Origin of the sequence: Streptomyces sp. NPDC088794 (assembly GCF_044750545.1) — a bacterium.
Classification (GTDB): Bacteria; Actinomycetota; Actinomycetes; order Streptomycetales; family Streptomycetaceae; genus Streptomyces.
This window is the reverse complement of the sequence record NZ_JBIVKB010000001.1, coordinates 633,410-651,981: the sequence shown is the minus strand read 5'-3', so window position 1 is coordinate 651,981 and position 18,572 is coordinate 633,410. Positions and strand designations below refer to the sequence as shown.

12 protein-coding genes and 1 tRNA gene are annotated in these 18,572 nt (G+C 71.2%); 10 read left to right on the top strand and 3 right to left on the bottom strand.

The genetic code is table 11. The features are described 5' to 3' along the window. Positions 1 to 26 precede the first annotated feature (26 nt). Positions 27 to 773 carry a cobalt-precorrin-6A reductase gene (locus tag ACIP6U_RS02960; RefSeq protein ID WP_401711981.1) on the top strand — a complete coding sequence of 249 codons (747 nt, stop codon included), beginning with the start codon at positions 27 to 29 and terminating at the stop codon, positions 771 to 773. Positions 774 to 812: 39 nt separating this feature from the next. On the opposite strand, the gene ACIP6U_RS02955 is transcribed toward ACIP6U_RS02960, so the two are convergent. The 3 genes from ACIP6U_RS02955 to ACIP6U_RS02945 all read right to left on the bottom strand — a co-directional run bounded on the left by ACIP6U_RS02955 (position 813) and on the right by ACIP6U_RS02945 (position 4,385). Next, the gene (locus ACIP6U_RS02955) at positions 813 to 2,891 is read right to left on the bottom strand and encodes an MDR family MFS transporter (protein ID WP_401711979.1); all 2,079 of its coding nucleotides are present in this window, start codon (positions 2,889 to 2,891) and stop codon (positions 813 to 815) included. A 118-nt stretch (positions 2,892 to 3,009) separates the two neighbouring features. Next, on the bottom strand, positions 3,010 to 3,783 hold the full coding sequence (gene cobF, locus ACIP6U_RS02950; protein ID WP_401711976.1) for a precorrin-6A synthase (deacetylating): 774 nt from the start codon (positions 3,781 to 3,783) through the stop codon (positions 3,010 to 3,012). 68 nt (positions 3,784 to 3,851) lie between these two features. Then, a complete protein-coding gene (locus ACIP6U_RS02945) occupies positions 3,852 to 4,385 on the bottom strand; it encodes a DUF309 domain-containing protein (protein ID WP_401711974.1) in 534 nt (177 codons plus the stop codon). 99 nt (positions 4,386 to 4,484) lie between these two features. Here ACIP6U_RS02945 and ACIP6U_RS02940 point away from each other — a divergent pair. The 9 genes from ACIP6U_RS02940 to ACIP6U_RS02900 all read left to right on the top strand — a co-directional run bounded on the left by ACIP6U_RS02940 (position 4,485) and on the right by ACIP6U_RS02900 (position 18,566). Further along, positions 4,485 to 4,561, top strand: a tRNA-Pro gene (locus ACIP6U_RS02940). A gap of 881 nt (positions 4,562 to 5,442) precedes the next feature. Continuing rightward, a complete protein-coding gene (locus tag ACIP6U_RS02935) occupies positions 5,443 to 6,942 on the top strand; it encodes a sugar transferase (RefSeq protein ID WP_401711972.1) in 1,500 nt (499 codons plus the stop codon). Positions 6,943 to 7,012: 70 nt separating this feature from the next. Then, complete coding sequence (locus tag ACIP6U_RS02930; protein ID WP_401711969.1) at positions 7,013 to 8,329, top strand: nucleotide sugar dehydrogenase; 1,317 nt, start codon at positions 7,013 to 7,015, stop codon at positions 8,327 to 8,329. Next, complete coding sequence (locus ACIP6U_RS02925) at positions 8,319 to 9,584, top strand: glycosyltransferase family 4 protein (RefSeq protein WP_401711967.1); 1,266 nt, start codon at positions 8,319 to 8,321, stop codon at positions 9,582 to 9,584. The genes ACIP6U_RS02930 and ACIP6U_RS02925 overlap by 11 nt, the downstream gene beginning before the upstream one ends. Beyond that, positions 9,581 to 10,954: a Wzz/FepE/Etk N-terminal domain-containing protein gene (locus ACIP6U_RS02920; protein ID WP_401711965.1), complete on the top strand. Its 1,374-nt coding sequence runs from the start codon at positions 9,581 to 9,583 to the stop codon at positions 10,952 to 10,954. The genes ACIP6U_RS02925 and ACIP6U_RS02920 overlap by 4 nt, the downstream gene beginning before the upstream one ends. Continuing rightward, the gene (locus ACIP6U_RS02915; protein ID WP_401711962.1) at positions 10,951 to 12,480 is read left to right on the top strand and encodes a Wzz/FepE/Etk N-terminal domain-containing protein; all 1,530 of its coding nucleotides are present in this window, start codon (positions 10,951 to 10,953) and stop codon (positions 12,478 to 12,480) included. The genes ACIP6U_RS02920 and ACIP6U_RS02915 overlap by 4 nt, the downstream gene beginning before the upstream one ends. A 3-nt stretch (positions 12,481 to 12,483) precedes the next feature. Continuing rightward, a complete protein-coding gene (gene asnB / locus ACIP6U_RS02910) occupies positions 12,484 to 14,418 on the top strand; it encodes an asparagine synthase (glutamine-hydrolyzing) (protein WP_401711959.1) in 1,935 nt (644 codons plus the stop codon). A 15-nt stretch (positions 14,419 to 14,433) separates the two neighbouring features. Further along, positions 14,434 to 16,623: a bi-domain-containing oxidoreductase gene (locus tag ACIP6U_RS02905; protein ID WP_401711956.1), complete on the top strand. Its 2,190-nt coding sequence runs from the start codon at positions 14,434 to 14,436 to the stop codon at positions 16,621 to 16,623. After that, positions 16,620 to 18,566: an alginate lyase family protein gene (locus tag ACIP6U_RS02900; protein WP_401711953.1), complete on the top strand. Its 1,947-nt coding sequence runs from the start codon at positions 16,620 to 16,622 to the stop codon at positions 18,564 to 18,566. Before ACIP6U_RS02905 ends, ACIP6U_RS02900 begins: the two co-directional genes overlap by 4 nt. Positions 18,567 to 18,572: the final 6 nt, after the last annotated feature.

Genomic DNA, 18,572 nt, shown 5'->3' with positions numbered 1-18,572 from the left:
GCGGACGACCTCGTACGCTCGCACCCATGTCCCCGCACCTCCTGATCCTCGGCGGCACCACCGAGGCCCGCGAACTGGCCGGTGTGCTCGCGGCGCGCGCTGGTGTCCGGGTCACGACGTCGTTGGCCGGGCGGGTGGCTCGGCCCGGGGCGCTGGACGGGGAGGTGCGGATCGGGGGGTTCGGCGGGGCCGAGGGGCTCGCCGACTGGCTGCGCGAGCAGCACGTGGACGCCGTCGTCGACGCCACGCATCCCTTCGCCGCCGCGATCACCGAGAACGCCGTGCGGGCCGGCGCGGCTACCGGGGTGCCGGTGGTGGTGCTGCGCCGTCCGGGGTGGACGGCCGGGGCCGCGGATCGGTGGCATCTCGTCGATTCCCTGGCGGACGCGGCGGAGGCGCTGGCGCGGTTCGGGCGACGGGTGTTTCTGACGACGGGGCGACTGGGTCTTTCGGCCTTCATCGGTCTGACGGATCGTCACTTCCTCGTGCGGTCCGTGGAGTTGCCCGAGCCGCCGGTGCCGCCCAACACCCAAGTGCTGATCGCCCGCGGGCCGTTCACCGTCACCGACGAGACCGCTCTGCTGCGGGAACACCGCATCGACGTACTCGTGACGAAGGACAGCGGGGGAGAGGCGACGGCCGCCAAGCTGACGGCCGCGCGTGAACTCGCCCTGCCCGTGGTGGTCGTACGACGGCCACCGCTGCCGGAGGGAGTGCGGGCGGTGGCCGATGCGGCGGGTGTGCTGGGACGGTTGGGGCTCGACTCGGCCTGAGCGGCGGCCCGGGTCGGTCCGACACCCCTGTGTGCTGAGCTACTTCGGCCCGCTCTTCGCCAACTCCGGCTGTTTCTGCGGCAGTCCGGTGGACATGTCCTCGACCAGCAGGCGCTTGGCGATCGTGTCCACCGCCGCGCGCAGGTCGGTGCCGGACGGGCGGCCGACGTCCTGCTGCACCCGGTCCTCCAGCCACTTGCCCCAGGCCTCGCCGATGACCGAGGCCTCACGCTTGCCCGCCGCGGTGTGGGAGAGCAGATTGCCGTCGCGGGTCAGATAACCCTCCGAGACCATGCGGTCGAAGACCGGCAGCAGTACCTCAGGCGGCAGATGCCGGCGTGCGGCGATCAGCCCGAGGCTGGAGTGGCCCACCATCCGCGTGTACAGCTCGACCTGCATGACGGCCCAGGCCCCGGCGATGTCCAGCCGTGTGTCGGAGTCCGAGATGAGCCGCCGGGCCGTGTCGAGGTCCGTGCTGCCGATGATCTTCCCCACCGCCGCTTCGAGCAGTCGCTGCGAGTCCCCGCCGCGCGGCGACGCGAACCCCTCGCCCATGTCGGTGGAGCCCGCCCGGGCGCTGTCGCGCAGCTGGACCTGCTTGAGGAACAGGGCGACCACGAACCCGACGACCGCGACGGGCACGGTCCACAGGAAGACCGTCTGGAGCGTGTCCGCGTAGGCGTTGACGATGGGTTCGGCCGTGGCCGAAGGCAGTTTGTGCAGGCCTTCCGGACTGCTGGCCGCCTTGGTGAGGGTGACCGGGTCCACGCCGCCGACCCGCGCTGCGCCGGCGACGCCCTCGGAGAGGTTCGGCTTGAGCGAGTTGGCGTAGATCGTGCCGAACACCGCGGTGCCGAACGAACTGCCCAGCGTACGGAAGAAGGTGACACCGGAGGTCGCGGTGCCGAGGTCGGCGTAGTCGACGGTGTTCTGCACGGCGATCGTCAGGACCTGCATGGACAGGCCGATCCCGGTGCCGAGCACGAACATGTAGAGCGACTCCAGCCACGCACCGCTGGAGGGGCCCATGAGGGACATCAGATACAGGCCGACGCCCATCACCACGGAGCCGACGATCGGGAACCAGCGGTACTGCCCGGTCTTGCTGACCACGTTGCCGCTGACGACGGACGCGATCAGCAGCCCGATCACCATCGGCAGCGTCCGTACGCCGGAGACCGTGGCCGAGTCGCCGTCGACGTACTGCAGATAGGTCGGCAGATACGTCAACGCGCCGAGCATCGCGAAGCCGACGATGAAGCTGAGGATCGAGCAGACCGTGAACACCGGGTTGGCGAACAGCCGCATGGGCAGCATCGCTTCCTTGGCCCGGGTCTCCACCCAGCAGAACAGCCCCAGCGCGATCGCGCCGCCGACGAACAGCGTGATGATGGTCGCCGAGCCCCACGCGTACTCGTTGCCGCCCCAACCGGTCGCCAGGATCAGCGCGCTGGCGCCGACCGCGACCAGCGCGATGCCCAGGTAGTCGATCACCGGCCGGGACACCGCCTTCACCACCGGGATGGTGCGGGCGGCCGCGATCACGACGACGATCGCGATGGGCACGTTGACGTAGAACGCCCAGCGCCAGGTCAGATGGTCGGTGAACAGGCCGCCGAGCAGCGGTCCGATGACCGTGGCGACGCCGAACACCGCGCCGATCGCGCCCTGGTACTTGCCGCGTTCGCGCAGCGGGATGACGTCGGCGATCAGCGCCATGGCGGTCACCATGAGGCCACCGGCACCGATGCCCTGCACCGCGCGCCAGGCGATCAGCAGCGTCATGTTGGTGGAGAAGCCGCACAGGAACGAGCCCGAGATGAAGACGACGGCCGAGACCTGGAAGACCACCTTGCGGCCGAACAGGTCACCGAACTTGCCGACCAGCACGGTCGACACCGTCTCCGCGAGCAGGTAGGCGGTCACCACCCAAGACATGTGCTCCGCGCCGCCCAGGTCCGACACGATCGTCGGCAGCGCCGTGCCCACGATCGTCTGGTCCAAGGCGGCAAGCAGCATGCCCAGCATGATCGTCACGAAGACGATGTTGCGGCGACGCGCGTCCAGCACCGGCGGCTGCGAGGCGGCGGGTGGTGCGGTGTCCTCGGTCACTGTCACGAGGTCACGATCCCACCGGGCCGCCGGAGGCGCACGTGTTGCGGGACCGCTCGGGTGGCGGAATCTACCCTTGGGGGCTGTCGTTCGGATCAGCCCGGAGTCGCGGGCAGGACAGCCCCTAGTTCCGGTCGGGGTTCCGGCGCAGCAGATACGTGTCCATGATCCAGCCCTTGCGCTCCCGGGCCTCGGCCCGCAGCCGCTCGATCCGCGGACCGGCCTCGGCGATCGGACCGGAGGCGAGGATCTCGTCCGGGGTGCCTATGTACGCACCCCAGTAGATGTCGATGTCCTGGTCGGCGTACCGCCGGAAGGCCTGGTGCGCGTCGAGCATCACCACCACGTCGTCCACCCCGTCGGGGAAGCCCTCGGCCAGCCGCCGCCCGGTGGTGATCTGGACCGACCCGGCCACCCGGTTGAGCCCCGTCCGATGCCGGGCGACCAGTGCCGAGACGCTGCTGATCCCGGGCACGACGTCGTACTCGAAGGCGACTTCGCCCCGCTCCAGGATCTCCTCCAGGATGCCGAGCGTGCTGTCGTACAGCGCGGGATCCCCCCACACAAGGAACGCGCCGCTCTCCTCCTCGCCCAGCTCCTCGGCGATGAGCCGCTGGTAGATGGCGGCCCGGGCGCTGCGCCAGTCCCCGACGGCGGGGGAGTACGCCGCACCTCCGGCGGCGCGGTCCCGCTCCGGATCGCGGGCCTCCACCACCCGGTACGACCCCTGCGGTACGTGCGCGTCGAGCATGTCCCGGCGCAGCTGGGTGAGGTCGCTCTTCACCTCGCCCTTGTCCAGGACGAAGAACACGTCCGTGCCGCGCAACGCCCTGACCGCCTGCAGGGTCAGCTGGTCGGGGTCGCCCGCGCCGATACCGATGACATGAATCTTTCGCACGCCGTCGAGTCTGCCGCACACCACTGACAACGTGTGCACCGGCTCCGCGCGTGGACCTGCGAGGAGGCCTACCCCCGCAGCCGAGGCGCCCGCGCCCCCGCGTCCACGCTCGCGCCGTCCCGCTCCACGTCGTCCGCCAACTCCCGTGCCCATGCGGCCAGCCCCGCGAGATCCATCCCGTACGGCCGCTGCCGTCCCGTCTCCGACGCCCACTCCTCCACCGCTCCGGCGCCCCGCCGCAGCAGCCGGACACCACCGGTGAGGTTGCCGCGCGCGGCATGCGTGAGCCCCACCGCGAGCTGGGCCAGCCCCCGCCACAGGGCCCTCTCTTCCGCCGGCCCCGACTTCCAGGCGTCCTCGAACACCTCGTGCGCGTGGAAGGGCTTCCCGGCCGAGAGCAGCTCCTGCGCCTCGACGACGGACCGCTCCGGGGGACGTACGACTCCCTCGGGCTGCCGCTCGACCCCGGCCGCCCCGTAGGGCAGGGGCCGCCCGAGCCCGTCGCGCGGCCGGGCGTTGCGCGCCCGCCCGTCGGCGTCCCGGTCGCGCCCGTCGGTGACTTCGTCCGGCGCTGCGTCGCTGCCGCGTCCCGTAGTACTCATGCGCCAAGTGTCCCGCGCCCCATGCCCCCTTCGGGGCGGCACGCGGCGTGCGGTAAAGTACTGTCCGCGTGATCACGCGTTTCTCCGCGTGTGTCGCATCGGGACGTGGCGCAGCTTGGTAGCGCACTTGACTGGGGGTCAAGGGGTCGCAGGTTCAAATCCTGTCGTCCCGACCAGCTTTGTGGCGGGTCGGTGGCCGTCCTCTCATTCAGGAGAGGGCGGCTTTCGCGTTCCCGGAAGGCCGGTGGCCGCATGCCGAGGCTAAGGCGGAATTCCGTGGCGGAGATTGTCGAAAACAATTCTTGACGTCCATGGGCGGTTCACGTCGGGGCAACCACTGGTGGCTCATAAGGAGTGCGCCTTTTCGGTCACGACCGTATCTGGCGTTGTGTGAGCGCGGCCGATCGGTCGAGGCACTCGTGCGGTCGTGGAGTCGACGGCGACGACCCGGCCGAGGCCACCCTCGGTGTCCGTCGGTGCGGGCAGAGCGATGAAAGCCCTTCCTAGGCACCCGCGTTCAGTGCCGGGACGCCTCGGATTATCAGTGCCCCGCGGCTCGTAAAACTCCCGCCGTTGCTGGGCTGCGGGCGCCTTCTGTGTACCGGGAGGCGCGCGGGGCGGCACTGGTCCGATGACTCTTCTTCAAATCTTGCGCACAAATTGCACACAAGCCTCTCTGCAGACGGGCTCAGATGGTCTAGATTGACCGTGCTTCGCAAGCTGTGACACCAGGCGACAAATGATGATCTATGGGTCCGGCGGCAAGGCGGACAGTATCGGTGGCTCTCGCGTCAGGCGTGGGGGAGACCGACTGTCGGAGCCCGAGAGGGGCTTGTGGCGCGGGGAGCGTCCAGGTCCGTCGGCGGGGTGATCGGTAGCGGTTCAGGTGGCTCCGCGACGGCCGGGCCGCCACGCACGGGAGGTAGGGGCCTCCCGGCAGGGGAAGAGGGGCGGCAGTTTCTCGGGGGGAACAGCGCTGCGGAGGGCGGGGACCTCCGCGGGGAGCGAAACAGTGTGAGGCGAACACGTCGTACCACTGGGGACCTTGGGGGGTTCTGTGCCACAGGGGGGAATAGTCGGCCCTTTTTCGGCGGCGCGCGAGCGTCTGACGGACGGGGTAATCAGTCAGCCCGCGACCGACTGGGAGCAGCGGTACCGACGTACCGTGATCACCAGCGACACCGTGGCCACCGCCTGCGTGGTGGCGGCGATCGGAGACTTCTTCGGGGCCCGGGACGCGGCCAACTGGCACGAGAAATGGGGAATTCTCGCATTCGGCACCCAGCTGCTGGTGCTGGGAGCGCTGGCGGTGAGCCGTTCGTGGGCTCCGGCCGTGCTCGGCCAGGGTGCCGAGGAGTTCCGCCGGCTCGGACGTTCGCTGTTCACGGCGACCGTCGTCCTGGCGCTCGGCGGGATCGCTCTGACCTCGCGCAACATCAAGCTCTGGATCTTCGTCGCGATCCCCGCGATCGCGCTCGTCACCATGACGGAGCGGTATGTGCTCCGCCTCTGGCTGCACAGACAGCGCAACGAAGGACGCTGCCTGAGACCGGTGCTCGCCGCCGGGAGCCCGGCGACCGTGCGCGACCTGATCGCCCGCACCCGTAAGTTTCCGCACCTCGGCTGGCGGGTGGAGGCCGTGTGCACGACGGACGGCCGCGGCGTCGACGGTGAGCAAGGCGGCCTGGACGGCGACCAGTTGGACGGCGTGCCGGTGATAGGCATGCTGGAGGACGTCGCCAAGCACGTCCGCCACGACGGCTACCGGGTCGTCGCGGTCACACCCGACCCGCACTGGTCACCGGACCGGCTGCAGCGCCTGGCCTGGAACCTCGAAGGCAGCGACGCCGAGATGATCGTCGCCCCTGTGCTGATGGAGGTGGCCGGCCCGCGACTGCACGTCGACGCGGTGCTCGGGATCCCACTGCTGCGGGTCAGCATGCCGACCTTCACCGGGGGCCGCCGGGCGATCAAAGGGGTCGTCGACCGACTGGGTGCAACGATTCTGCTGGTGCTGTTCGCGCCGCTGTTGATCGTCGTCGGGCTGCTCGTGGTGGTGGACAGCCGGGGTGGGGCCTTCTACCGCCAGCGCAGGGTCGGCAAGGACGGCCGCGAGTTCACCATGCTCAAGTTCCGCACCATGGTCGTCGGGGCCCACAAGGCACGCGCCGAGCTGGCCGACCGCAACGAGGGCGCGGGCCTGCTGTTCAAGCTCCGCAGGGATCCGCGGGTGACCCGGGTGGGTACGGTGCTGCGCCGCTACTCGATCGACGAACTCCCGCAGCTCTTCAACGTGCTCACCGGAGCCATGTCGCTCGTCGGACCGCGGCCCCCGCTGCCGGAGGAGTCCGCCGAGTACGGCCCGGACATCCGGCGCCGGCTGCTGGTGAAGCCCGGGCTCACCGGCCTGTGGCAGATCAGCGGACGCAGCGACCTGCCGTGGGAGGAGGCCGTCCGCCTCGACCTGCGGTACGTGGAGGACTGGTCGCTCGCCCTGGACACGGTGATCTTGTGGAAGACCCTGCGCGCCGTGATCCACGGGCAGGGGGCCTACTGATGCGCGGGGGTCGTCCGACCGACGCGCGGACCGCAGGCCGCAACGGCCTGCCTGGGGGGAGAGACCGGTCATGAGAGTCAGCGTTTTCGGACTCGGCTACGTGGGCTGTGTATCGGCCGCGTGCCTGGCCAGCATGGGCCACGAGGTCATCGGGGTGGACGTCAACCAGGTGAAGGTCGACCTGGTCAACGACGGCAAGGCACCCGTGGTGGAAGAACGTATCGGCGAACTCATCGCCGAGGTCGTACGAACGGGAGCCCTGCGCGCCACCCGCGACGTCCGCGAGGCGATCGCGGACAGCGAGGTGTCGCTGATCTGCGTGGGCACCCCGTCGGAGCCCAACGGCAGCCTGTGCACGACCTACTTGGAGCGGGTCACCGAGGAGATCGGCGCCGCGCTCGCCGAGCGGGGCGGCCGCCAGACCGTCGTCTTCCGCAGCACCATGCTCCCGGGCACCTGCCTCAACCTGCTGGTGCCGATCCTGGAGAAGCACGTCGGCGGCACCGCCGGCGTGGACATCGGAGTCGCGGTCAACCCGGAGTTCCTGCGCGAGGGCACCAGCGTCAAGGACTTCTTCGACCCGCCCAAGACCGTCATCGGCGAACTCGACCCGGCCAGCGGCGACGCGGTCGCGGCGCTCTACGACGGCCTGCCCGGCGAGGTGTTCCGGGTGCCGATCCCGACCGCCGAGGCCATCAAGTACGCGGACAACGCCTTCCACGGCCTCAAGATCGGCTTCGCCAACGAACTGGGCGCCGTCTGCCAGGCCCTCGGCGTGGACTCGCACCAGGTGATGGACGTCTTCCTCGCCGACCGCAAGCTGAACATCAGCCCCGCCTACCTGCGCCCCGGCTTCGCCTTCGGCGGCTCCTGCCTGCCCAAGGACCTCCGCAGCCTGGTCTTCGCGGCACAGCGGGCCGACGTCTCCGTGCCGATCCTGTCCCACGTGCTGGCCTCCAACTCCGACCATCTCCAGCGTGCGGTGGACCTGGTCGAGCGCACCGGCAAGCGCAAGGTGGGCCTCTTCGGGCTCTCCTTCAAGCCCGGCACCGACGACCTCCGCGAGAGCCCGCTCGTCGAACTCGCGGAGCGGCTCTTCGGCAAGGGCTACGACCTCAAGATCTACGACGCCAACGTGAGCCTCTCCCGGCTGCTCGGCGCCAACCGCGAGTACATCGAGAGCCGGCTGCCGCATCTCGCACAACTGCTCGCCGACTCCGTCGACGAGGTGCTGGAGCACGCCGAGGTGTGCCTGGTCGGGACCAAGGATCCCGCCGTGCTGTCGGCGCTGCCCCATGCGGGCAGCCCGGCGATCATCGACCTCATCCGCCTTCCCGACGCCGACGCGCGCCGGACCGAACCGGGGTACATGGGCCTTGCTTGGTAACGCGACCGGCGGCGACGGCACGAACCGTCGCGCGCTGATCCTGGTGGAGAACCTGTCGGTGCCGTTCGACCGGCGGGTGTGGCAGGAATGCACCACGCTGCGCGACGCGGGCTGGGAGGTGCACGTCATCTGCCCCCGGGGCGAGAAGCGGGACACGGAGCCGGAGGCGGTGATCGACGGGGTGCGGATCCACCGCTACCCGCTGCGCGCCGCCACCGGAGGACCGGCCGGCTATCTGCGGGAGTACGGATCGGCGCTCTGGCACACGCTCCGGCTGGCCCGCAAGGTCGGCCCGGTCGACGTGGTCCACGCCTGCAACCCGCCCGACCTGCTGTTCCTACCGGCCCTGTGGATGAAGCGGCGCGGCGCGCGGTTCGTCTTCGACCAGCACGACCTGGTGCCCGAGCTGTACCTCTCCCGGTTCGACCGTGGCGAGGACCTGCTCTACCGCGCCGTGTGCGCGCTGGAGCGACGGACCTACCGGGCCGCCGACATCGTGCTCGCCACGAACGAGAGCTACCGGGACGTCGCACTGCGCCGTGGCGGCAAGCGGCCGGAGGACGTCTTCGTGGTGCGCAGCGCGCCCGCGACCGACCGCTTCCAACCGGTGCCTGAAGATCCGGAGTTGAAGCGCGGCAAGTCCCATCTGCTCTGCTATCTCGGCGTCATGGGACCTCAGGACGGCGTCGACTACGCCCTGCGGGCCCTGGCGAAACTGCGCGACGAGGTCGGCCGGACCGACTGGCACGCGGTCTTCGTCGGCGCCGGCGACGCCTTCGACGCGATGGTGGAGCTGGCCCGGGAGCTCGGCCTGTCCGACCAGGTGCAGTTCACCGGGCGCATCCCGGACGCCGACCTGGTGCGCTACCTGTGCACCGCGGACGTCTGTCTCTCCCCCGACCCGTGCAATCCGCTGAACGACGTGTCGACCATGAACAAGGTCCTCGAGTACATGGCGATGGGACGGCCGATCGTCTCGTTCGACCTCCGGGAGGCGCGCGTCTCCGCCGGTGACGCCGCCGTCTACGCGCCCGACGACGACGAGGCCCAGTTCGCCAAGCTCATCGCGCTGCTCCTGGACGATCCGGAGAAGCGGGCCCGGATGGGCAGGATCGGCCAGGAGCGGATCAGCGGCCCGCTGTCCTGGGAGAACTCGCAAGCGTCGCTGCTCGCCGCCTACGCCGCCGCCACCCGGGACCAAGCCCCGGTGTCGACGGGTGGGCCGGTCCGTACGGGGAAGAGGCCGCACCATTGAATGACGACACGATCCGTCTGGCCACGATCGGACGGATTCTCCGGCGGCGCTGGCGGCTCCTCGCCGTCCTCGCCGTGGTCGGCGCGCTCGTCGGCTACGGCACCTCGGCGCTGCTGCTTCCGCCGCGCTACACGGCGGAGGCATCGGTACTGCTGCCCGGTCAGTGGGAGGAGCGCGAACTGCTCACCCAGGTGGACATCGCCACCAGTTCGGCGGTGGTCGACCGCGCCGCCGCCGCGCTCCACTGGAAAGGCGTCGACGGCACCGAACTGCGGGACAAGGTGAGTGCCAAGGCCGACGACGGGAACATCATCAAGGTCTCGGGCACGGCCGACACCCCGGAGCGCGCGCAGCGGCTCGCCGACCAGCTGGCGCAGCAGTTCGTCACCTTCGCCACCCGCATCGCGGGTGGCAGCACCGACCCCGCGGCGGACACCGCGACAGAGGCGCTGCGGAAGCAGGTGGCCAAGACCAACCGCCGCATCACCGAGCTGGCCGACGCGGCGGATCCGGGGCAGACCGTGGAGAGCGTGCAGACCCGCACCGAGCTCGAAGCCCTGCGCACCGGACTGGCGGACGCCATGAAGAAGCTGGAGGAGGCCAACCCGGCGACCGCCAAGGCCGGCCTGGTCGTCATGGGACCGGCTCCCCGGCCGACCGGCGCGGCGGCGCCGACGAGGACACAGCTCATCGCCGGTGGGGCGCTGCTGTTCTTTCTGCTCGCCGTCGTGGGGCATCTCGCCACCGCACGGATGAACCGCCGACTGCGCACCGAACCGGAGATCGTCGCCGCGCTCGGCGCACCCTTCCTCGGCACCGTCGACGTGCCGGACGAACGGCACGGGCACCAGTCCCAGAGCCACGGCGCACGGGCCCGGCTGCGCCGGTTCCTCGGCACCGACACCCGATGGGACCTGCCCGCCCCGCTGCTCTCCGGCGACGAGGCCGAGCGGCGGATCCGCTACCGGCGGGTGTGCACCCGCCTCCGGAACCAACTGCCCGCACCCCGGCGGCTGCTGGTCGTCGTACCGGAAGGCGACGAGATCGCCCGGCTGGCCGCCGGACAACTCGTCGCCGAGTCCGCCAACGACCCCCGGCTGAGGGTCGTGGAGGTCTCGGCGGACCGGCCGATCGTGCCGGACAGCGACACCGAGTCCGCCGCCCTCGCCCTCCTCAGCGCGGGGAACTGGACCGCCGCCGAACTCGCCGGCATCGCCGAGGCGTGCGCGGACGGCGGGCACGAACTCGTCGGCGTCGTCGTCGCCGGCACCGTCCACACCCGCACGACGGGGAAAACCGCCGACCGGCTTTCCGACGACGCCACTTTGACGTTCGCGGTCCACGGCCACGCGACAGGAGATCCAGCGTGACGACGAGCACGACTTCGGAGTCGTCGGCCGCCACCCCGCTCCTCGACCTCCAGGCGCTGGTGGTCGCGGTGCGCAGACGCCGCCGCCTGTGGGGCGCCATGGCACTGCTCGGGCTGCTGGCCGGCGCGGCCGTGGCGGTCCTGCTGCCACCGGCGCCGGCGGCCACGGCCAAGGTGCTGGTCGCGCACCAGGAGGACCAGCCGAACGACACCGGAACGCTGATCCGCACCGACGCGCAGTTGCTGGCGACCTCACGGATCGCCGGCCAGGCCCTGAAGATCCTCAAGTCCTCCGAGAAACCCGAGGACTTCATGAAGGACTACCGGGGCTCCGGACTGACCAACAACGTCCTGCAGATCGATGTGACGGCCAAGACCGACGCGGAAGCGGTGGCCCGGGCCAAGGCGTTGGCCGAGGCGTTCGTCGCGGACCACGCCAAGCGGATCCAGCAGATCGCCGACGCCAACGCCCAGGGCCTCCTGGACCAGCGCGCCCGGATGCAGTCGGAGCTCGCCGACGTCAACAAGACGATCGGCGGCAGGTCGCCCGACAGCGACCCGGCGGACGCGGCGAACCTGGAGTCGCTCTTCGCCCGGCGGGCCGAACTCACCTCGCAGATCTCCGACTTCGGCCAACGCGCCGAGGAAGCACGCGTCGGCGCGCCCCAACTCGTCGCCGGCACCCAGATCGTGGACGCCCCGCGCGCGGTGAAGCACTCCCTGCCCAAGGCCCTCGTCACCGACGGCGTGGTCGGACTCGTCCTCGGGCTCTTCCTGGGGCTCGCGCTGGCCGCGGTCGGCGTGGTCGTCGCGGACCGCCCCGTACTGCGCCGGGACATCGCGGCGAACCTCGGTGCCTCGGTCATCGCGGAACTGCCGCGCAGGTCCGGCCGGTTGTGGCAGCGACGGCGGACCAGAGTGGCCCGCGAACGGCTCACCACGACGCTGGCCCGCACCGCGCGCGGCTCGGCGGAACCACTGTCGCTGCTGGAACTGGGCTGCGCGCGCAGCACAGCAGTGATCGCCCTCGGTCTCGCCCGGGCCCTCGGGGAGGACGGACCGGTGAACGTCGTCGACGGCCTCCCCGGCACGCAGCTCTCGCGCCGCCGCCCGAAACCGGGGGACCCCACCGTGGTCGGCGGTGAGAAGGCCGCGACCGTGCCCCCTCAGGACCAGCGGATCGGCGTCGGCTCGGTGGCGCCCGGCACGGCGTGGACCGACCTCCAGTACCTCGGCGGCCGCACCGTGCTCGTCGTACGCGCCGGGCACGGCAGCGCCGCATGGCTGCACACCGTGGCACGACAGCTCGCGGACCAGCGCATCCCGGTGGTCGGTGTCGTGCTGATCGACCCCGATCCGCGCGACCGGACCGACGGCACGCTGTGGGACGGCCTGGCCAACGCGCTGCGCGGCCGCAGCGAGCCGCCGACCTGGCAGAACGCCACGGATCGAGCGGAACGACGGCTCCCCGAACGGCAGCCGATACGGGCCGCCCGGGTCCCGGACAACGACCAGGAGGTGAGGTAGGACATGTGCGGCATCGCGGGCACGTACCGATGGCCGGACGGAAAGGCCGTGACCGACCGGCTCACCGACACCCTCGCCCACCGCGGCCCGGACGGCTCGGGCCGCTACGGCCACCCGGTCGGTGACGGCGAAGTGCAGCTCGGGCACCGCCGGTTGTCCATCATCGACCTGTCCGAGACCGGCGCCCAGCCGATGGTCTCGGACGGCCTCGCCCTGACCTACAACGGCGAGCTGTACAACGCCCCTGAACTCCGGACGGAGTTGGAGGCCACCGGGGTGCGCTTCCGCGGCACCTCCGACACCGAGGTGGTCCTGGAGGCCTGGCGGCGCTGGGGCACCGACTGTCTGCCCCGGCTGCGCGGCATGTTCGCGTTCGGCATCTTCGACGAGCGCACCGGTGACCTGGTGCTCGTCCGCGACCAGCTCGGCATCAAGCCGCTGTTCCTGCTCCGGCGGGGCGAGGGCCTGATGTTCGCCTCCGAGCTCAAGGCGCTCGCCGCCGCGACCGGCAAGAAGCTGGAGGTGGACCAGGCGGCGCTCGTGGCCTCCCTCCTCTACTACTGGGTGCCGGACTCCCGCTGCGCGTTCCGCGAGGCCGAGAAACTGCCGCCGGGGAGCTGGCTGCGCTGCCGGCCCGACGGCCGGGTCGAGCGCGGCACCTTCTGGAGCCTCAAGGACGTCGCCGCCGAGGGCCGGGACCGCGCCCTGGCCGGTGAACGGCCGGACCTCGCCGCCATCGTCGAGGAGTCGACCCGCCGCCACCTCATGTCCGACGTACCCGTGGCGACCTTCCTCTCCGGCGGCCTCGACTCCAGCTATCTGACCGCGCTGGCCGCCCGCCACCAGCCGGGGATCTCCGCCTACACGATCGGATTCCGCGCCGAGGACGCCAAGTTCGAGGCGATGCCGGACGACCTGCGCTACGCCCGGCAGGTCGCCCAGCAGTTCGGCGTCGACCTGCACGAGATCGAGATCGCCCCGAACGTGCTCGACCTGCTGCCGCAGATGACGTACAGCCTCGACGAGCCGATCGGCGATCCCGCCGCGATCAACACGTACCTGATCTGCATGGCCGCCCGGGAGGCCGGGGTCAAGGTGATGCTCTCGGGCATGGGCGCGGACGAACTGTTCGCGGGGTACCGCAAGCACTTCGCCAACCTGCTCGCGCTGCGCTACCAGCGCGTCCCGCGCCCCCTGCGGCGCGGAGTGTCCGGGGTGGTGGACCGGCTGCCGGTCGCCTCGGCCACCCGGGGTTACAGGTCGGTGCGCTTCGCGAAGCGGTTCCTGTCCTTCGCCGGTCTGCCGGAGGAGACCGCGTTCCGGCGCAGCTACACCATGTACGACCAGGACGAGCTGCTCGCGCTGCTCAATCCGGACCTCGCCGGGACGGTCGACGACGTCATCACCGAACACACGGACGTCTACCAGGACAACGACCTCGACGACTTCGTCAACCGCATGTGCCTGACCGACTCCCGCATGTTCCTGCCGGGCCTGAACCTCACGTACACGGACCGCTCCAGCATGGCCGCCTCCACCGAGGTCCGGACGCCGTACGTCGACATCGAGGTCGTCAAGGCGGCGTTCGCCGTGCCCGGCAGCCGCAAGATCGTCGGGCGTCAGGGCAAGGCCGTCCTCAAGGAGGCGGCCACCTCGATCCTGCCCAAGGAGATCGTGTACCGGCCCAAGGGCCTCTTCAGCGCCCCGCTGCGGGCCTGGATGAGCCGGGACCTGGCACCGCTGGTGCGCGAGGTGGTCAACGACGGTGAACTCGTCCGGTCCGGGCTGCTGCGCCGGGACGCGCTGGCCCGGATGGTCGCCGAGGACGCCGCCGGACAGACGGACTACTCCAAGCATCTGTGGCACGTACTGACCCTCGAGTACTGGTATCGCGACGCGACCTCTGGCCCCGCCCAGAGCGCTCGGACGACGGCTTAGAAAACAGGAGTTCTGGTGAAGCAGGTTGTACAGAACTACAAGAGCGGCGAGCTCGCGGTGCTCGACGTTCCGGTACCGGGGTGCAAGCCGGGCGGTGTGCTGGTGCGCAGCGCCTACTCGCTGATATCCACCGGCACCGAGCTCATGAAGGTCTCCGAGGCCGGCATGTCGATGCTGGGCAAGGCCCGCTCCCGCCCGGACCAGGTGGCCAAGGTCATGCAGAGCGTGGCCACCAACGGACTGCCCGCCACCTACCGCAAGGTGATGGGCAAGCTCGACTCCTACACCCCGCTCGGCTACTCGCTGTGCGGGGTCGTCGAGCAGGTCGGCGCCGGCATCGACGACGTGAAGGTCGGCGACCTCGTCGCCTGCGCGGGCAACGAACACGCGCTGCACGCCGAGTTGAACTGGGTCCCCAAGAACCTCTACGCCCCGGTCCCCGACGGCCTCGCCCCGCAGCACGCGGCCTTCGGCACCGTCGGCTCGATCGCGATGCAGGGCGTCCGCCAGGGCGAGCCGCAGCTCGGCGAGGTCGCCCTGGTCATCGGCCTCGGCCTCATCGGGCAACTGGTGGTGCAGCTCCTCACCGCGGCGGGCGTCCGCGTCGTCGGCGCCGACCCCGACCCGGCGCGCTGCGAACTCGCCGAGCGCCTGGGCGCCGCGGCCTGCGGCGACCCCGCGTCCGCCGCCGTGGAGGCGGCCGTCGCCGAACTCACCGACGGGCACGGCGTGGACCAGGTGTTCCTGGCCGCGGGCGGCGGCAGCAACCAGCCCGTCGAACTGGCCGCCCGCCTCGCACGGGACCGCGGCCGAGTCGTCGACATCGGCAAGTGCCGCCTCGACCTGCCCTGGAACGCGTACTACGAGAAGGAACTCGACGTCCGCTTCTCGCGCTCCTACGGCCCCGGGCGCTACGACCCGTCGTACGAGCTGGAGGGCCGCGACTACCCGATCGGCTACGTCCGCTGGACCGAGCGCCGCAACCTCGCCTGCTTCCTCGACCTCGTCGCCCGAGGCAGGGTCGACGTGGACCCCCTGGTCAGCCACATCGCCGACTTCGACGACGCCGTGGAGACGTATCAGCGCCTGAAGGACGGCGAGTTGAAGGCCGTGGCCGTGCTGTTCAAGTACCCCGGGCAGACGGGGGAAGCGGGGGAGCCGGAGGCCCCGTCGGTGGCTGTGCCCGCGGTCCGCCGCAGCGAGGGGACGTCCACCCCGGCCCGGTCCGCGAAGAGTCCGGTGCGTCTCGCGTTCGTCGGTGCGGGCAACTACGCGACGTCGATGCTGCTGCCGCACCTGGCCCGGCGCGAGGGCGTCGAACTGTCGACCGTCGTCACCACGACCGCGCTCTCCGGTGCCAACGCGCAGCGGAAGTTCGGCTTCGCCAACGCGACCACCGACCTCGACGCCGTCCTCGGTGACAAGTCCGTCGACGCGGTGTTCGTGGTCACCCGGCACAGCTCGCACGCCGAACTGACCCGGCAGGCGCTGCTGGCCGGCAAGACCGTGTTCGTGGAGAAGCCCTTGGCCCTCACCGAGGACGAGCTGGCCGGAGTCCTCGCGGCGGTGGAGGAGTCCGGCAACGACCGCATCCAGGTGGGCTTCAACCGCCGCTTCGCGCCGCTGCTCCAGGAGGCCAAGGACCGGTTCGGCGCGCGCAGCGGTCCGGCCAACCTGCGATACCTGGTCAACGCGGGCAAGCTGCAGCACGGCAGCTGGTATCTCCAACAGGGCGCCGAGGGCTCGCGGTTCGCCGGTGAGGGCGGCCACTTCATCGACACGGCGAGCTGGCTCCTCGACGCCGACCCGGTCTCCGTGTACGCGACGGCCGCGCCCGGCAACGAGGACCTCCAGGTCGTCCTGCGCTACCCGGACGGCTCCACCGCCACCATCGGCTACGTCACCACCGGCGCCTCCGGCTTCCCCAAGGAGACCCTGGACCTGGTCGGGGACGGCAAGGTGCTGAAGTTCGACGACTTCGTCCGTGCCTCGGTCCACGGCCCCAAGAAGTGGGTCAGTTCACGGCTGCCCAAGGCCCGGGACAAGGGTCAGAACGCCGAACTGGCCGCGTTCGTCAAGGCGGTTCGGACCGGCGGACCGATGCCGGTGCCGCTGGAGTCGCTGGTCGCCACCACGGTGGCCACTCTCGCCGTGCAGGCCGGCCTGGCGGGCGGCGCACCGGTGACCCTGGCGAGGCAGCCATGACCATGAGCGCGGGCTGGTACCTGCGGCGGCTGTCCCGGATGGGACCGCGGGAGGTCGCGGGCCGGGCGGGCGACGCCGTGCGGAGGCGGCGGTGGCGATCGGCGCGACCGGACTGCCCGAGCGTGACCGGTGCCCGGTTCACCGCGGTCCTGCCGGAAGAGGCGATCGCCGCGGTGGCACCGGACGCCGCGAAGCGTCTCGTCGCCGAGGCGGACCGGCTGATGTACGGGCACGCCGAGTTCTTCGGGGTGGTCCGCGACGACCTGGACGACCCGGACTGGTGGCGCGACCCGAAGACCGGGCTCCGGGCCCCCTGGGGCTACGCCTTCGACGTGCCGTACCGGGACGAGGACGCGGTCGGGGACATCAAGCAGATCTGGGAGCTGTCGCGGCACCAGTACCTGACCGTGCTCGCCGCCGCCTACGCGATCACCGGCAACGAGCGGTACGCCGAGCGCGTGGCCGAGCATCTGCGGTCGTGGTGGGCGGCCAACCCGCCACTGCGCGGCGTGCACTGGATCAGCGGTATCGAGCTGGGCATCCGGCTGCTGTCCTGGGTGTGGGTCCGTCGGCTGCTCGACGGCTGGCCGGGCGCGGCCGAGCTGTTCGAGGACAACCCCGTGGCGCTGAACCAGATCTGGCACCACCAGCGCTGGCTGGCCGGCTTCCCCAGCCGGGGTTCCTCGGCCAACAACCACGTCATCGCCGAGACGGCCGGGCAGTTCGCCGCGGCCTGCGCGTTCAACTGGTTCCCCACGTCGGCGCGTTGGCGATCGGACGCCCTGCGGTCGCTGGACCGGCAGCTGCGCGCCAACACCTTCGACTCCGGCCTCAACCGCGAGCTGGCCACCGAGTACCACGGACTCGTCCTGGAACTGGGCCTGGCCGCCGTGGCCGAGGCGGACGCCGCCGACGTGCCGGTGCCCGAGTCGCTCCGGCTGGTGCTGCTGCGGATGACCGACGCGCTGGCGGCCGTGGTGGACAACCGGCTGCGACCGCCCCGTCAGGGGGACGCGGACGACGGCCACGGCCTGATCCTGGACGGCGCGGGTACCGACCGCTGGGCCTCCCTGCTGGCCACCGGCGACGCCGTGTTCGGCCGGCTCGACTGGTGGCCGGAGGTGACCGCCACCGACGTGCGCACCCCGCTGCTGACCGCGCTCGTCCGGCCGTACGCGAAGGACGGAACCGGCAGACCGGCGACCCGGCCGGCCCACTTCGCCGACGCCGGGCTCACCGTCCTGCGCGGTCCGGAGGAGATCTGGTGCCGCTGCGACGGCGGCCCGCACGGCTTCCTGTCCATCGCCGCGCACGCCCACGCCGACGCGCTGTCCGTGGAGGTGCGGCACGACGGAGTCGACGTACTCGCCGATCCGGGGACGTACTGCTACCACGGTCAGCCCGTGTGGCGGCAGTACTTCCGCTCGACGCTCGGCCACAACACCCTGCAACTGGACGGCGGTGACCAGTCCGTCTCCGGCGGCCCGTTCCTGTGGACCCGGCACGCCCGCACCCGCGTCCTGGACGTGGACGACTCCGGGGCAGGGGTGGCCCGTTGGGCCGCGGAGCACGACGGCTACCAGGGCTCGGTGCACCACCGCCGGGTGGAACTGACGGCCGCGAACCAGGAGCTGAGGATCGTCGACGAGGTGCGCGGCCCGCGCCAGGAGGTCCGACTGGTGTTCCACCTCGGCCCCGCGATCGCCGCGGACCTGGTGGGGCACCGCGCGGTGCTCACCTGGATCCGGGACGGCGAGGGGCGGTCCGCGGTGCTCGACCTGCCCGGGCAGCTGTCCTGGCGGGCACATCGCGGCGAGACCGACCCACCGCTCGGGTGGTACTCCGCAGGATTCGGGCGCAAGGAACCCACCACCACGCTCGTCGGCACCGGATTCGCCGACGGCACGGACGGGTTCACCACAGTGCTCGGATTCCGCGGCTAGGGGGGC

Excerpts from the sequence above, each read along its gene's own strand:
- ACIP6U_RS02900 (WP_401711953.1), top strand. The coding sequence starts at position 16,620 with ATGACCATGAGCGCGGGCTGGTACCTGCGGCGGCTGTCCCGGATGGGA.
- ACIP6U_RS02930 (WP_401711969.1), top strand. The coding sequence starts at position 7,013 with ATGAGAGTCAGCGTTTTCGGACTCGGCTACGTGGGCTGTGTATCGGCC.
- asnB (WP_401711959.1), top strand. The coding sequence starts at position 12,484 with ATGTGCGGCATCGCGGGCACGTACCGATGGCCGGACGGAAAGGCCGTG.
- ACIP6U_RS02945 (WP_401711974.1), bottom strand. The coding sequence starts at position 4,385 with ATGAGTACTACGGGACGCGGCAGCGACGCAGCGCCGGACGAAGTCACC.
- ACIP6U_RS02960 (WP_401711981.1), top strand. The coding sequence starts at position 27 with ATGTCCCCGCACCTCCTGATCCTCGGCGGCACCACCGAGGCCCGCGAA.